The sequence below is a fragment of the Nonomuraea sp. NPDC049637 genome, assembly GCF_040675235.1.
In the GTDB taxonomy this organism is placed as follows: domain Bacteria; phylum Actinomycetota; class Actinomycetes; order Streptosporangiales; family Streptosporangiaceae; genus Nonomuraea.
This window is the reverse complement of record NZ_JBFAOM010000048.1, coordinates 38,640-54,062: the sequence shown is the minus strand read 5'-3', so window position 1 is coordinate 54,062 and position 15,423 is coordinate 38,640. Positions and strand designations below refer to the sequence as shown.

Below are 15,423 nucleotides of genomic sequence, written 5' to 3'. Positions count from 1 at the left end.
CGGCATGCAGGAGATGTCATGCGGCTGAACAGGGCGGAAAGCAAGGCCGCCAACAGGCGCGCGCTGATCGAGGCCGCCCGCGAGATCGTCGGCAGGGACGGCTCGAAGGCCAAGCTGGAGGACATCACCGAGCTGGCCGGCCTGACCACGGGGGCGGTCTACTCCCTGTTCGGCGGCAAGAACGGGCTGATGGCCGCCATGGTCGACGACTACGTCGGCCCGCTCGACCTGCGCACGCCCGAGACCGGCGGGTTCGGCGCCCGGCTGGCGGACGTCGTGGCCGAGATCGCCCGCCGCTACCTGCACATGTCGGCCGACCCGCAGGCGGCCGGCCGCATGTTGTTCGAGACCCGCGTGCTCGACCTCGTGCTCAACGACCCCGACCTGCACCGCAGGCTCAACACCTCGATCAGGTCGACCGAGGTCGAGTTCGCCGCGCTGTTCACCGGCCGCGAGCACGGCGGGGCCGCCGTCACCGAAGGCCAGGCGCTGCGCCTGGCGCGGGCGCTGTCGGCCCTGCTGTCCGGCCTCGGCCAGAGCGTCGTGCTCGGCGCCCACGAGGCCGACGAGGAGTTCTTCGTCGAGACCGCCCTGGCGCTGATCACGCCGGCGGTGCTCGGACCGGCCTAGATCACGGCCGGGGTTCGGGGGGACCACACGGCCGCACGTCACCCCACCCCGAAAGGCAGAACCATGTCCAGATCCGGCTTCGGCGTCATCGGCGCGCCGGTGTTGTACATCGGCGTGCTCCAGACCATGGAGATGACGCTCTCGCCCGCGCTTCCGCTCGTCCAGCAGGACCTGGGGGCCTCGCCCGGGGCGCTCGCGTGGATCTTCACCGGCTCGCTGATCAGCTCGGCGATCGCCACCCCCATCGTCGGCCGCCTGGCCGACATGTACGACAAGCGGCGCGTGCTGCTCGCGCTGATGGCGATCAGCGGCGCCGGGGTCCTGCTCGCCGCCCTGGCGCCGAACATCACCCTGATGATCGCCGGCATGGCGATCGAGGGCATCTGGCTGGGCGTGCTGCCCCTGACCGTCGGGCTGTTCCGCGACACCCTCACCCCCGAGCGCGCCGCCACCGGCAACGGACTGGTGGTCGGCGTCGCCGCGCTGGCCAGCGCGCTCGGTCTCATCCTGGCCGGGCCGATCACCTCGGCCCTCGGCTACCGGTCGCTGTTCCTGCTGGCCGTGGCCGGCGTCGCGGCGGCCGCCCTGCTGGCCTGGTTCACCGTGCCGTCCACCCCGCGCGCGGCCGGCGGTCGCGTCGACTGGGCGGGCGGGCTGCTGCTCGGCGGCGGCGTGGCCCTGGTCATGCTGGGCCTGACCGCCGTCTCCAGCTGGGGCTGGACGTCCCCGGCCACCCTGGCCCTGTTCGCCGCCGCCGCGCTGACGCTGGGCCCGTGGGCGGTGGTCGAGCTGCGCGTCGCCGACCCGCTGGTGGACCTGCGGCTGCTGGCCGGACGCACCCCGGCCGGGGTGACCGCCATGGGGGTGCTGCTCGGCTTCGCCTCCTTCGGCCTCGTCGTCGCCCTGCCGATGATGCTGGCCGCGCCCGCCGGCACCGGGTACGGCCAGGGCGCCGACACTCTGTGGATCGGCATCTACATGTTCCCCATGGGCGTCGCGGGCACCGTGATCGCGCCGCTGGTCGGGCCGATGACCAGGCTGCTCGGCCGGCGCGCGGTGCTGGTGCTGGGCAGCGTGCTCGTCTGCGGCGGGACCGGCGGGCTGGCCCTGTGGCACTCCGCCGCGTGGCAGGTCATGGCCGCGGTGACGGTCATCGGGCTGGGCGCCTCCATCGGCCTCACCGCCGGGCTCAACGCCGTGGCCGCCGACGTGCCCGGCGAGCGCGCGGCCGGGGTCAGCGGCGTGGTCTTCGTCGCCAAGAGCATCGGCGGCACGTTCGGGGCGCAGTTCGGCGCCATGGTGCTGGCCTCCGGCGCCGTCGCGGGGGTGCCCACCGAGCAGAGCTTCGTCGAGACGTACCTGCTGTCGGCGGCGCTGGGCCTGCTGGCCGTCGCCGCCGCCTTCGTGATCCCCGCGACTGTGCGGAAGACGCAAGCGGGGCCGGCGGTTTCTGCCCTGGCGACGAAGCCGTCCGCCCGCCCCGGTGAAAGCCTGTGACGATGACGAACGTCTACATCTCCATCGACATGGAAGGCGTGGCGGGCATCGCCACCATGGACCAGGTCTCCCGCGCCGGCCACGGCTACCCGCGGGCGCAGCGCCTGATGACCGCCGAGGCCAACGCCGCCATCGAGGGCGCCTTCGCGGCCGGGGCCACCAGCGTCCTGGTCAACGACAGCCACGGCACCATGGACAACCTGCTGCACGAGGAGCTCGACCCGCGCGCCCGGCTGATCTTCGGCACGCCCAAGCTCGACTGCATGGCCGAGGGCGTCTCGGCCGAGCACGACGTGGCCATGTTCCTCGGCTACCACGCCGCCGCCGGTTCGCCGGGCGTGCTCGCCCACACCTACTCCTCGCACTTCTACGAGGTGCGGCTCAACGGCGCGATCGTCTCCGAGGCCGAGGTCAACGCACTCCAGGCGGCCGCCGTCGGCGTGCCGGTGGGGCTGCTCACCGGCGACGACGTCATCTGCGACGTCGCCGGCAAGGCGTTCCCCGGGGTGCGCACGGTCGCCGTCAAGATCGCTCACGGGCACACCGCGGCCGACAGCCTCTCGCCGTCCGAGGCGCGACGGCTGATCAAGGAGGCGGCCGCGGAGACCGTGCGCTCGGCCGGGGAGCTGCGGCCGCTCGAGCTGCCCGGCGTGCTGGAACTGGAGATCGACATGCCCACCACGCCCGCCGCCGAGCTGGGCGAGCTGGTGCCGGGCGTGCGCCGCATCGCCGACAAGACGCTCGCGGCCACCTTCACCACCCCGAGGGAGGTGCTCGGATGCGTGACGACCTGCTACCACCTGGCGGCGGACGCCATGATCGCCAGGATGGCCCTGTACGGCAGACCAACCAGGTAGCCCCCAGGTTTGCCGCTCCGGACAAGCGTTTCGAACCCGGACATCCAGATACTTGAACGATGGATTTTGAGCAGGTAGAACGCGCGCTCGACGCCCTTCCCGGCCTCCGCCCCGGCGGGCCGGGACTGGCGGTCGGGGTCTATGCCGACGGCAAGGTGCTGCACACCGCGGCGAGGGGCATGGCCACCGTCGAGTTCGGCGTCCCGATCGACTCCCGCACCCGCTTCGACATCGCCTCCATCAGCAAGCAGTTCACCGCCGCGTGCCTGCTGCTGCTGGCCCGCGACGGCAGGCTGAGCCTGTCGGACGACGTCCGCGAGCACGTCCCCGAGCTGCGGCTCGGCGTGCCCGTCACGCTCGACCAGTGCCTGCGGCACACCGGCGGCCTGCCGGAGTGGTACGGCCTGCAGGCCGTCACCGGCGTCCCGTTCACCCTGATGGACGAGGAACGCCTGATGAAGATCGTGGCGAGCATGCGCCGGACCACGTTCGAGCCCGGCACCCGCTTCTCCTACTCCAACACCGGCTACGTCCTGGCCGCCGTCGTGATCCGGCGGCTCACCGGCCGCTCGCTGGCCGACTTCGCCCGCGAACGGCTCTTCGAGCCGCTCGGCATGGACGACACCGTCTTCCGCGACGACGCCTCCGTCCCGCTGCCGCGGATGGCCTACGGCTACGACGGCGCCGGCGCGCGGGCCGACACGCAGGAGAGCGCGGTCGGCGACGGCGGCCTGGTGACCAGCGTCGCCGACCTCGCCCCCTGGCTCGGCTTCCTGGCCGACGGCCGGGTGCTGGGCGCCGACGTGCGCAGCGCGCTGCTGGAGCGCACCACGCTCGCCGACGGCGCCGTCCTGCGGTACGCCCGCGGCATCTGCCACCTGACCGTCGGCGAGCTGGACGCCTACGGCCACGCCGGCGGCATGCACGGCTACGTCGGCAACCTGCTCCACCTGCCGGAGCCCGGCCTCGGCGTGGCCGTGCTGACCAACCACAGCGGCCTGGACCCGGTCGGCCTCAGCCTCGGCCTGGCCCGCGCACTCACCGGCCAGGACCCGGCCCCCCGCCCGGCCCCCGCCCCCCGGGCCGACGCCGAGGCGGCCCGGCCCGCCCTGCTCGGGCACTGGTACGACCCGGAGACCGACGCCACGCTCACGCTCGAACCCGCCGGCGACGACCAGGACGGCAAGATCGCCCTGACCGGCGCCGCCGACCTCGAACTCGCCCTCGACGTCGACGGCCGCTGGTACGCCCAGGTGCCGGCCGGCCGGATCTGGATCGTGCCGGAGGACGGGCGGCTGCTGTTCGGCCACGACGGTTCGATCCGGTGGCCGAACGTGTACGAGCCCTGCGACCCGCCGGGGGAGCAGCCCGCCCCGCAGGGCGCCTGGCTCAACGACGAGACGGGCGTGCTCGCCGTCATCGACGAGGGGACGCTGCGCGTCGGCCTGACCTTCCAGGCCCCCGTCGCCCCCGCACCCGCCGGGACGTGGCGGGCGGGCCCGTTCACCCTGCGCCTCGACGGGGACGGCGACCTGCTGCTCAGCGGCTTCGGTCTGCTCGGACTGCGCTTCGCCGCCCAGCCCGAGGGCACCGCGCCCGTCGGCGTCCCCCCTGGTCTGGTCTAGGGCCGTGTTGGCCTGCAGCACGAGCCGGGGCGCGCAGAGTTTGGCTGCCGGGTCAGTGAACGAGGAAGGCCGGGCTTCTAGCGTCCGACTATTCCCCCCGCTCACACCCCGAGGTGGTTCCATGACATCCGCAACCGCACTCGCCAGGCTCGCCACGGGCGCTCTGCTCGTGCTGGTGGCCGGCTGCGCCGGAGCCGCGAGCTCCGGCGCGGCCCCCGACACGCTTCGCTGGGCGACGGGGACGGCCCCCAACAGCCTCGACATCGCCCACGGCTTCAACGACGCCTCCACGACCGTGCAGTTCGCCGTCCTCGACACGATGGTGACCCTCGGCGCGGACGGCAGGGTCATCCCGAGCATCGCCGCCTCCTGGACCCATCCCGACCCGCGCACGTACGTCTTCACCATGCGCGAGGGCCCGAAGTTCAGCGACGGCACGCCCGTCACCGCCGAGGACGCCGCCTACTCCCTGACCCGCCACCTCGACCCCGCCGTGACCTCCCAGGCCGCCAGCTACGTCACGCAGGTCAAGAAGGCCGAGGCCACCGGCCCGCGCACGGTGAAGGTCACCCTGAGCAAGCCCAGCGCCAGCTTCCTGGCCACCGCCGCGCTGGCCTGGCAGATCGTCCCGAAGAGGCTGGCCGCCGCGCACCCGAAGGACCTCGGCTCGCCCGAGGTCGGCACGCTCGGCTCCGGCCCCTTCAAGGTCACGAAGTTCTCGCTCACCTCCGGGGTGACGCTGGAACGCAACGATCTGTACTGGGGCCCCAAGCCGGAGCTGCGCAAGATCGAGATCAAGGCGATCGGCGACGCCGAGACGCTGCGCCTGGCCGTCTCCTCCGGCGAGGTGGACGGCACCAACGACATCCAGGTCAGCGAGACGCGCAAGTGGAGCGCCCTGCCCGGCGTCACGACCTCCTTCTACCCGGCCAACAACATCACCTACCTGTCACTCGGCGTGCGCGAGGGGCCGCTCAAGGACGTGCACGTCCGCCGCGCCATCGCCCACGCCCTCGACCGGGAGGCGCTGGCCACGCTCATGACCAGCGGCCACGGCGGCATCGCCGACCTGATGCTGCCCAAGCCGCAGCTCGCCGCCCTGTACGGCGGCAAGCTGCCCAAGCTGCCCGCCTACCCCCACGACGTGAACGCCGCCAAGGCCGAGCTGGCCAAGTCGGCCCACCCCCAGGGCTTCACCCTGACCGCGCCGTACGACAGCGGCAGCGACGACGTCAAGGCGCTGCAGGCCATCGTCGCCGACCTGGCGGTGATCGGCGTCAAGCTCGACCTCCAGCCGCTGCCCACCGAGCAGTACCGGCAGCGCATGTTCAGCCACCAGGACACCCCGCTGCAGCTCGTCGACCTGCTCTACGGCACCCCCGACCCGGGTGAGGTGCTGCCCGACCTGGTCAGCCGCGCCTCGGCCGGGCCCCAGGGCTTCAACTTCAGCGGCTACGGCTCGCCCGAGACGGACGCCCGGCTCGACGACCTGGGCAAGCTCGAGGGAGCGGACCGTGCCGCCGTCGTCACCGACGTGCTGGCCGAGATCGCCGACCAGGTGCCGTACGTGCCGCTCTACACCAAGGAGGCCGCCGTCGCGCTGCGCAAGCGGTTCACCGGCCAGTTCGGCACCTGGACCATGAACGTCTTCAGCACCATCCGCCCGGCGGCCGGTGTCTGATGGCCTTCGTCGCCCGCCGCCTGGCCGCCGCGCTGCTCCTGCTCGGCGTCCTGTCCGTGCTCACCTACGCGCTGCTGGCGCTCGCCCCCGGGGACCCGGAGCAGGTCCTGCTCGGGCCGCGGCCCTCCACCGCGGAGTCGCGCGCCGCCGTCCGCGCGCAGTACCACCTCGACGACCCGCTGCCCGTCCGCTACGCCACCTGGCTCGGCGACGCCGTGCGCGGCGACTTCGGCGCCTCCCTCTACAGCCGCGAGCCCGTCACCAGCGTCATCGCCGACCGGCTGCCCGTCACCGCCGGGCTGGCCGCCTACGCGATCATCCTCACCCTCGCCGTCGGCCTGCCCGCCGGGCTGGCCGCCGCCATGCGCAGAGGCGGCCCGCTCGACCGGGGCATCACGCTCTCCGCGCTGGTCGGCCTCGCGATCCCGCCGTTCGCGATGAGCATCCTGCTGCTGTACGGCTTCGCCGTCACCCTCGGCTGGTTCCCCGTCTTCGGCGCGGGCGAGACGTTCGCCGAGCGCGTCGCGCACCTGACGCTGCCCGCCATCGCGCTGGCCACCGGGCAGGCGGCGGTCGTCATCAGGCAGATGCGGGCAGCCGCGCTCGACCTGGCCGGGCAGGACTTCATGACCTTCGCCCGGGCGCGCGGCGTCGGCCGGGCCCGCTACTGGATCGGGTACGCGCTGCGCAACACCGCGCTGCCCGTCCTCACGGTCGGCGGACTGCTGCTGGCCGCCAACCTCACCGGCGCGCTGTTCGTCGAACGGGCCTTCGGGCTGCACGGCGTCGGCGAGCTGCTCGTCAGCGCCGTCGGGCAGAAGGACCTGCCCGTCGTCCAGGCGCTCGTCCTGATGGGAGGCGCCGTGGTGGTCGCCGTCAACCTGCTGATCGACCTGGCCTACCTCGCGGTGGACCCGCGGGTGCGTCATGGGGCGGTGGCCGCGTGAGCGTCGTGACGGGGACCGTGCGCCTCGGCGGCCGGGCGCGGCGGCTGCGCCGGTCCAGGCCGGGGCCGCTGACGCTGCTGTCGGGCGGGATCCTCGCCCTGATGGCGTTCGCCGCGCTGTTCGGGACGTGGCTCGCGCCCTACGACCCGGCCGCCCAGGACCTCGCGCTCGGCGCGTCGATGCCCAGCTGGGCCCACTGGGCGGGCACCGACGAGCTGGGCCGGGACGTGTTGTCGCGCTGCCTGGCCGGAGCCCGCTCGGCGCTGCTGTGGCCGCTGGTCGTCGCGCTCGGCACGTGCGCGATGAGCACCTCGCTCGGGCTGCTGGCCGGCTACCGCCGCGGCTGGATCGACGCCGTGATGATGCGGGTGGTCGACCTGCTCATCGCGATGCCGGGGCTGCTCATGCTGATCGTCCTGGTGGGCGTGCTGGGCGGCGGCATCGGCTGGGCGGTGCTGGCGATGGCGGTGCTGTTCACGCCCGGCGACATCCGGGTGGTGCGCAGCCTCACCATGGCCCAGCGCGAGCTCGCCTACGCCGAGGCGGCACGTACACTCGGGCTCAGCCGCGGCCGCATCATGTTCAGGCACCTGCTGCCCAACATCGCGCCCACGGTCGTGGCCGGCGCGCTGCTCAGCTTCGTCGCCGCGCTGGTCGCCCTGTCCGGCCTGTCCTTCCTGGGCATCGGCCTGCCCGCCGGCACGCCCGACTGGGGGCTGATGATCGAGGAGAACCGCGGCCTGCTCGACCTCAACCCGTGGGCAGCGGTGGTGCCCGCCGCGCTGGTCACCGTCGCCGCCACCGCCGCCACCCTGCTGGGCGACCAGCTCTTCGAAAGGCTCTCCGATGCTTGAGACACGCGGCCTGCGGGTCGTCGGCGACCGGGTGCTCGTGGACGGCGTGGACCTGACGGTCGCCGCGGGCGAGACCGTCGGGCTGGTCGGCGAGTCCGGCAGCGGCAAGTCCCTGACCGCCCGCGCCCTCGTCGGCCTGCTCCCGCGCGGCCTGCGCGCCGAGGGGTCGGTCGAGGTCGGCGGCGCGCAGCTCGTCGGCGCGTCCGAGCGGCTGCTGCGCGGCGTGCGCGGACGGCGGATCTCGCTGCTCATGCAGGACCCCTTCGCCATGCTCAACCCGCTGCGCACGGCCGGCGCGCACATCGCCGAGACCCTGCCCGGCCGCACGTCCCGGCAGGAGATCGCGCGCAGGCTGGCCGAGGTCGGCATCGACGACCCCGCCGTGGCCGGGCGCTACCCGTTCCAGCTCTCGGGCGGCATGCGGCAGCGCATCGCCCTGGCCGCCGCGCTGGCCGGCGACCCCGAGCTGCTCGTCGCCGACGAGCCCACCACCGCGCTGGACGCCACCACCCAGCACGAGATCCTGGCGCTGCTGCGCCGGGTGCAGGAGGCGCGCGGCATGGGCGTGCTGCTCATCACCCACGACCTGCGCGTGGCGTTCGCCGTCTGCGACCGGGTCGCGGTGATGTACGCCGGGCGCGTCGTCGAGCAGGGGCCGGGCCCGGAGCTGGCCGCGGAGCCCGCGCACCCGTACACGGCCGGGCTGCTGGCCGCGCTGCCCTCGGCGGAACGCACGCTGGAGCGCCTGGTGGGCATCCCGGGCGCCGTGCCGCGGGCGGACGCGGTGGCGGACGTCTGCGCGTTCGCCACCCGCTGCGACCGGGTCGCCGACGCCTGCACCGCGGCCAGGCCGCCGTTGCGCCCGATCGGGCCCGGCCGGCTGACCGCCTGCGTGCACGATACCGCCGGAGCCGCCCGCCCGGCGCTGCGCGAGGCCGCGCTCCCCGCCGCCCCGGCCGCCGGCGAACCGCTGCTGCACATCGAGGACCTGCGCAAACGGTACGGCGCCCACACCGCCCTGGGCGGCGTCAGCCTGCACGTGAACCCCGGCGAGACCGTCGGCCTGGTGGGGGAGTCGGGCTCGGGGAAGACCACGCTGGCCCGGTCGGTGCTCGGCCTGGTCACCCCCGACGGCGGCCGGATCCGGCTCGCCGGCCTCGACGTCACCGACCGGGCCGCCATGGACCCGCGCGAGCGCGCCCGCGTGCACCGGCTCGTCCAGTGCGTCTTCCAGGACCCCTCCACCTCGCTCAACCCCGCCATGACCGTCGGCGCGACGCTGGCCGAGGCGATCGCCAGGGCCGCGCCCGCCGACCGGATGGGCGTGGGCGAGCTGCTGGAGCTGGCCGGGCTGCCCGCCGCGTACGCCGCCCGCCGCCCCAAGGCGCTGTCCGGCGGCGAACGCCAGCGCGTCGCCATCGCCCGGGCCCTGGCCGTCCGGCCCGCGCTGCTGATCTGCGACGAGCCGGTCGCCTCCCTGGACGTGTCGGTCCAGGCGCACGTGCTCGAACTGCTGCGCGGCATCGGCCGGGAGCTGGGCACCGGGATGTTGTTCATCACCCACGACCTCGCGGTCGTCCGCCAGGTCGCCGTCAGGACCGTGGTGCTGTTCAAGGGCGCGGTCGTGGAGGAGGGGACGACCTCGGCCGTCCTGGACGCCCCGGCCCACGACTACACCAGGCGCCTGGTGGCGGCCGTCCCCTGACATGACCGACGAACCTCGTACCCGGGAAAGGTAAGACCTTCATGCACGACCTCATCCTGCGCGGCGGCACCCTGCACGACGGGTTCGGCTCGCCGGGCCGTACCGCGGACGTGGCCGTCGCCGGCGGACGCGTCACCGCGACCGGCCGCGACCTCGGCCGGGCCGCCCGCGTGGTGGACGTGGACGGCATGGTCGTCGCGCCCGGCTTCGTCGACCCGCACAGCCACTCCGACACCGTGCCGTTCATGGCCGGGGAGCAGCCGTTCAAGCTGTGGCAGGGCGTCACCACCGAGATCATCGGGAACTGCGGCTTCTCCTGCGGGCCGGCCGACCCGGAGTCGCCCCATTTCACCCCCGGGATCTTCGGCGAGCACGCCTTCACCACCTTCGGCGGCTACCTCGACGCCGTGGAGCGGGAGGGCACGACCAACAACCTGGCCGCGCTCGTCGGCCACAACACGCTGCGCACGGCCGTCTGCGGCATGGACGCCGCGCCGCCGCCCGGCGCGCTGGAGCGGATGACCGAGCTGGCCGAGGAGGCGTTCGCCGCGGGCGCGTGCGGGCTGTCCAGCGGCCTGGAGTACGTGCCGGGCGCCTACGCCGGCACCGCCGAGCTGATCGCGCTGGCCCGCGCGGCCCGGCGCTGGAACCTCGTCTACGCCACCCACCTGCGCAGCGAGAGCGAGGGGCTGGCCGCCGCGCTGGACGAGGCCGTCGAGGTCGCGGCGGCGGCCGGGGTGCGGCTGCAGGTCTCCCACTGCAAGGCGTCGGGCCGGGCCGTGCACGGCTCGTCGGCCATGCTGCTGGACAAGCTGACGGCCGCCCGCGTCAGGGGCGTGGACGTGCGGGCCGACGTCTACCCATACCGGGCGTTCTGCACCGGACTGGTCGCGCTGCTGCCGCCCGCGGCGTGCGAAGGCGGCGAGCCGGAGCTGCTCAGGAGGCTGGCCGACCCCGGGGAACGGCGGGCGCTGCGCGCGCTGGCCGAGGACCCGGAGCGCACGACCGGCGTCGGCCTGTGGCGGGAGACGCACCCCGAGGACGTGCGGCTGCTGCGGCACGCCTCCGCCGGCGTCACCGGCCGCTCGCTGGCCGATCTGCTGGACGGCCGCGAGCCCTGGGACGCGCTGTGCGACCTGCTCATGGCCGACCCGCACGCCGACGGCGTCTTCCACACCATGCACGACGACGACGTCACCCGGATCATGCGGCACCCCCTCGTGTCGATCGGCTCCGACGGCGGGCCGCCCGCCGGGCCGACCCATCCCCGCACGTACGGCACCTTCCCCACCTTCCTCAGCGAGTACGTGCGCGAGCGCGGGCTCGTGCCGATGGCCGAGGCGATCAGGAAGGCCGGCTCGGCCACCGCGGCCCAGTTCGGCCTGGCCGACCGGGGCTGGCTGGGCAGGGGAGCGGTGGCCGACGTGTGCGTGTTCGACCCCGCGGCCATCCGCCACGACGGCACCTACGACGAGCCCGCGACCCGCCCGGCCGGCGTCACCCACGTGCTCCTGGGCGGTCGCATGGTGATCGAGGACGGCGAGTTCACCGGCGGCCGGCACGGACGCCTCCTGCGCGGGAGCCGGGCGTGAGCGGCCAGGGCCGGGTGACGCTCGGCGTGCTGCTCGACAGCCTCGGCGCGGAGACGGTGAGCGCGCTGTGCCTGCCGGCCGGCCGCCAGGCGATGGTGGGCGCGCCGGTCATCCACGGCTCCGACGAGCCGCTGGCCGCCTACGCCGGGGCGCTGCTGCTGGCCACCGGGCGGCCGGAGCCGTCCCTGCTGGAGAGCGCGGCCGCGGCGGGCGTGAGCGCGGTCGTCGTCCGGGACGGGCTCGGCGACGCCGCGGCGCTGACCGAGGCGGCCCGCGACGCGGGCGTGGCGCTGCTGGCCGCCGCCCCCGGCCTGGCCTGGGGCCAGCTCTACGCCCTGGTGGACGCCCTGCTCGCGCTCGTCGCCCCGGCCGCGGACCTGGGCGGTGGCCCGGCGGGCGACCTGTTCGCGCTGGCCAACCAGGTCGCCGCCCGCGTCGGGGGCGCGGTGGCCATCGAGGACCTGGCCATGCGCGTCCTGGCCTACTCCACGATCGGCCAGCCGATCGACGACCTGCGCAGGGAGGGCATCCTCGGCCGGCGCGTGCCCGAGCACCCGACGAACGCCGAGGAGTACGCCGCCGTCCTGCGCTGCGAGGGCGCCGTGTGGAGCCACGAGCCGCGCGAGTACCTGCCCCGGCTGGCCATCGCGGTCCGCGCCAGGGGCGAGGCGCTCGGCACGATCTGGGCCATCCAGGCGGACGAGCCGCTCGCGCCCGACGCCGACGCCGTGCTCGCCGAGGCCGCCAGGACCGCCGCCCCGCACCTGGCCCGCCTCAGCCTGGCGGCCGACGAGGCCCGCCGGACCAGGGACGAGTGGGTGGGCCGGCTGCTGCGCGGCGTCGGCCCGGCCGGCGAGCTGGCCGCCTCCCTGGGCCTGCGCCCGGACGAGCCGGTCAGGGTCGTGGCCGCCGGGGACCCGGCCGGCCGGACCGACGTCTTCGCCGCCACGCACGCCGCCGACCTGCTGCGCACCGCCTACGCCGTCTACCGGATCAGGGCCGCCGTCGGCGCCGTGGACGGCCGGACGTACGCGATCGTGGCGGCCGGCGCCGGGACCGCGCTGCTGCGCCGCGTCACCGCCGAGACGCTCGGCCGGATCACCGACCGGCTCGGCGGCCACTGGCGGGCCGGCGTCGGACGGGTCGCGGCCTCGCTGGCGCAGGTGCCCGCCGCCGCCCGGCAGGCCGACGAGGCCCTGCGCGCGATGGGCGGCCCGCTCGCGGGCGGCGAGGTGGGCCTGCACGAGGAGCTGGCCGCCGCGCTGTTCCTGCTGGACGCGGCCGCCTCGATGCGGTCCGGCCCGGCGCTGGTCGGCGAGCCGCTGTCCCTGGTGACCGAGCACGACGCCGGGCACGGCACCGAGTACGTCCGCAGCCTGCGGGCCTGGCTGGCCGCCCACTACGACGTGCCCAGGGCGGCCGAGGCGTTGTCGCTGCACCCCAACACGCTCAGGTACCGGCTGCGCCGCATCGGCGAGCTGATCGCGCTCGACGACCCCGACGTCCGGCTCGTGCTGGGCCTTCAGCTCCGGCTGGCCGAGATCGGGGCGTCCGGCGCGAGCGGCGGCCAGAGCCCGGCGTCCGGCACAAACGGCGGCGGCTGAAGTTGGGCTTGCGCGCCAACGATCCGGCGGCGGTCCGGCGGAATGCTGGTGCCATGCTCGAAATCCGCATCCTCCACGGGACCTCCGAGTTCCAGGCCGCCGACCGGCTGCTGCGCCGCGTCTGGAACACCAGGGCGGGCGACGACCCGCCGGTGGCCGTCGACCTCATGTGCGCCCTTGAGCACACCGGCGGCTACATCGGCGGCGCCTTCCTCGACGGCGTGCTCGTCGCCGCCGCCTCCGGGTTCCTCGCCGAGGGGGGCAGCCTGCACTCCCACGTCGTGGGCGTGGCCGCCGAGGCGCGGGGCCGGGGGATCGGCCAGGCGATCAAGGCGCACCAGCGCGCGTGGGCCGCCGAACGTGCCCTGAACTCCATCTCCTGGACCTTCGACCCGCTCGTCCGCCGCAACGCCTTCTTCAACCTCGCCAGGCTCGGCGCGCGGGCCGAGCGGTACGTGCCCGACTTCTACGGGCCGATGAACGACGGCATCAACGGCGGCGACGTCACCGACCGCCTGTTCGCCCACTGGCCCGTGCACCCGGCCCCGGACCGCGAGCCGGGCGCCCTGGGCGGGACCGAGGAGGCCGAGGTGATCCTCGACGAGACCGGGGCGCCGCGCGAGCCGGGCGGCGCGGCCGTGCTGCGCTGCGCCACGCCCGCCGACGCCGAGCGGCTGCGGCGCGAGCAGCCCCGGGAGGCCGCGCGGTGGCGGACCGCCCAGCGGGCCGCCCTGGGCGGCGCGCTGGCCCGCGGCTACCGGATCGCCGGGTTCACCAGGGACGGCTGGTACGTGCTGGAGCGCGCGGCATGAGGATCGCCGAAGCCGAGCTGCGCACGGTCGCGCTGCCCCTGATCACCCCGTTCCGCACCTCGCTCGGCACGCAGACCGTGCGCCGGGCGCTGCTGGTGCGCGTGCGCGGCGCCGAGGGGGAGGAGGGCTGGAGCGAGTGCGTGGCCGACGACGAGCCCACCTACAGCCCCGAGTACCTGGAGGGCGCGGCCGACCTCATCCGCCGTTTCCTGCTGCCCGCCCTGTTCGCGGTGCCGCGCCTCGACCCGGCCGGCGTCGGGCCCGCGCTGGCCCACCTGCGCGGCCATCCGATGGCCAAGGCCGCCGTCGAGACGGCCGTGCTGGACGCCGTGCTCAAGGCGCGCGGCCTGTCGCTCGCCGCCCACCTGGGAGGGGTGCGGTCCAGCGTGCGCGTCGGCGTGTCCGTCGGCATCGCCGCCACCCTCGACGACCTGCTCGACACCGTGGACCGGCACATCGGCGCCGGGTACGCCCGGATCAAGCTCAAGATCGAGCCCGGCTGGGACCTGGAGCCGGTGCGGCTGGTGCGCGAGACGTTCGGCCCCGGCCTGATGCTCACCGCCGACGCCAACACCGCCTACACCCCCGCCGACGCCCGCCACCTGGCCGGCCTGGACGCCTACGGCCTGGCCATGCTGGAACAGCCCTTCGCCCCGGACGACCTGGACGGCCACGCCCGGCTCGCCGCCCGCATGGACACCCCGATCTGCCTGGACGAGTCGATCACCTCGGCCCGCTCCGCCACCGCCGCGATCAGGGCGCGCGCCTGCTCGATCATCAACATCAAGCCCGGCCGGGTCGGCGGCTACCTGGAGTCCCGCCGGATCCACGACCTGGCCCTGGCCGCGGACGTGCCGGTGTGGTGCGGCGGGATGCTGGAGACCGGGCTCGGCCGGACGGCGAACCTGGCGCTGGCCAGCCTGCCCGGCTTCACGCTGCCGGGCGACATCTCGGCGACCGCCCGCTACTACGAGCGTGACATCACCGCGCCGATCGAGCTGACCGGCGACTCCATCACCGTGCCCGACGGCCCCGGCGTCGGCGTCACGCCGGACCCGGACGCCTTGGCGGCCTTCACCACCGACCCGCCCGTCCGCGTCACCCCCGCCCGATGAACTGACCGTCGGCCGGGCGCTTCGCCCCCGCCCGGCCGGACGGGCGCCCTCACTCCTGCTCGGTGAGGTGGTCGAGCAGGACCTGGCTGATGTCGGCGAGCTGCCGCAGCTGTTCCGCGGTGAGCAGGTCGACCAGGTGCTCACGGACGCTGGCCACGTGCTTCGGGGCGGCCGCCCGGAGCGCGGCGTGCCCGTCGTCGGTGAGCACGGCCAGCCACCCGCGCCGGTCGCCGGCGTAGTGCTCCCGGCGCACCCACCCCTTCTGCTCCAGCTTGTTGACCGCGTGCGAGATGCGGCTCGGCTTGGAGTTGGTCCACTGCGCCAGCTCGCTCATGCGCATCGTGCGCTCAGGGGCCTCCGAGAGCAGGACGAGCAGCTCGTAGTAGGTGGGCGGCATGCCGGCGGCCGCCATCAGGTCGCGTTCCAGGCGGTCGGTCAGCAGGCGGGTGGCCAGCCCGAACCTGCGCCACGCCTGCTGTTCGTCGCCCGCCACGCCATGGTGAC

At 74.9% G+C, this 15,423-nt stretch carries 13 protein-coding genes; 12 read left to right on the top strand and 1 reads right to left on the bottom strand.

The features are described from left to right. Positions 1-18: 18 nt before the first annotated feature. The 12 genes from AB0J71_RS41275 (at position 19) to menC (ending at position 14,919) form a co-directional block, all read left to right on the top strand. Entirely contained in the window at positions 19-630 is a 612-nt protein-coding gene (locus AB0J71_RS41275; protein ID WP_352325106.1) for a TetR/AcrR family transcriptional regulator, read from the top strand. Positions 631-693: 63 nt separating this feature from the next. After that, positions 694-2,127: an MFS transporter gene (locus AB0J71_RS41270; protein ID WP_364394049.1), complete on the top strand. Its 1,434-nt coding sequence runs from the start codon at positions 694-696 to the stop codon at positions 2,125-2,127. A 2-nt stretch (positions 2,128-2,129) separates the two neighbouring features. Then, the gene (locus AB0J71_RS41265) at positions 2,130-2,984 is read left to right on the top strand and encodes a M55 family metallopeptidase (protein WP_352325723.1); all 855 of its coding nucleotides are present in this window, start codon (positions 2,130-2,132) and stop codon (positions 2,982-2,984) included. A gap of 59 nt (positions 2,985-3,043) precedes the next feature. Next, the gene (locus tag AB0J71_RS41260; RefSeq protein ID WP_352325724.1) at positions 3,044-4,609 is read left to right on the top strand and encodes a serine hydrolase domain-containing protein; all 1,566 of its coding nucleotides are present in this window, start codon (positions 3,044-3,046) and stop codon (positions 4,607-4,609) included. A 121-nt stretch (positions 4,610-4,730) separates the two neighbouring features. Further along, positions 4,731-6,290, top strand: a complete 1,560-nt coding sequence (locus AB0J71_RS41255; RefSeq protein WP_352325725.1) for an ABC transporter substrate-binding protein — start codon at positions 4,731-4,733, stop codon at positions 6,288-6,290. After that, positions 6,290-7,237 (top strand): ABC transporter permease, encoded by a 948-nt coding sequence (locus AB0J71_RS41250; protein ID WP_352325726.1) that lies wholly within the window; start codon positions 6,290-6,292, stop codon positions 7,235-7,237. Before AB0J71_RS41255 ends, AB0J71_RS41250 begins: the two co-directional genes overlap by 1 nt. Beyond that, entirely contained in the window at positions 7,234-8,091 is an 858-nt protein-coding gene (locus tag AB0J71_RS41245) for an ABC transporter permease (protein WP_352325727.1), read from the top strand. The genes AB0J71_RS41250 and AB0J71_RS41245 overlap by 4 nt, the downstream gene beginning before the upstream one ends. After that, on the top strand, positions 8,084-9,796 hold the full coding sequence (locus tag AB0J71_RS41240) for an ABC transporter ATP-binding protein (RefSeq protein WP_364419565.1): 1,713 nt from the start codon (positions 8,084-8,086) through the stop codon (positions 9,794-9,796). Before AB0J71_RS41245 ends, AB0J71_RS41240 begins: the two co-directional genes overlap by 8 nt. Before the next feature lie 41 nt (positions 9,797-9,837). Beyond that, the gene (locus tag AB0J71_RS41235; protein WP_364419563.1) at positions 9,838-11,388 is read left to right on the top strand and encodes an amidohydrolase family protein; all 1,551 of its coding nucleotides are present in this window, start codon (positions 9,838-9,840) and stop codon (positions 11,386-11,388) included. Further along, positions 11,385-12,992, top strand: coding sequence for a helix-turn-helix domain-containing protein (locus AB0J71_RS41230; protein ID WP_352325730.1), 1,608 nt, complete (start codon positions 11,385-11,387; stop codon positions 12,990-12,992). Before AB0J71_RS41235 ends, AB0J71_RS41230 begins: the two co-directional genes overlap by 4 nt. A 53-nt stretch (positions 12,993-13,045) precedes the next feature. Then, positions 13,046-13,804 (top strand): GNAT family N-acetyltransferase, encoded by a 759-nt coding sequence (locus AB0J71_RS41225; RefSeq protein ID WP_352325731.1) that lies wholly within the window; start codon positions 13,046-13,048, stop codon positions 13,802-13,804. Then, positions 13,801-14,919, top strand: coding sequence for an o-succinylbenzoate synthase (gene menC, locus AB0J71_RS41220; protein ID WP_352325732.1), 1,119 nt, complete (start codon positions 13,801-13,803; stop codon positions 14,917-14,919). Before AB0J71_RS41225 ends, menC begins: the two co-directional genes overlap by 4 nt. Positions 14,920-14,968: 49 nt before the next feature. Here menC and AB0J71_RS41215 read toward each other — a convergent pair whose 3' ends face one another. Next, positions 14,969-15,412 (bottom strand): MarR family transcriptional regulator, encoded by a 444-nt coding sequence (locus AB0J71_RS41215; RefSeq protein ID WP_364419561.1) that lies wholly within the window; start codon positions 15,410-15,412, stop codon positions 14,969-14,971. Positions 15,413-15,423 lie beyond the last annotated feature (11 nt).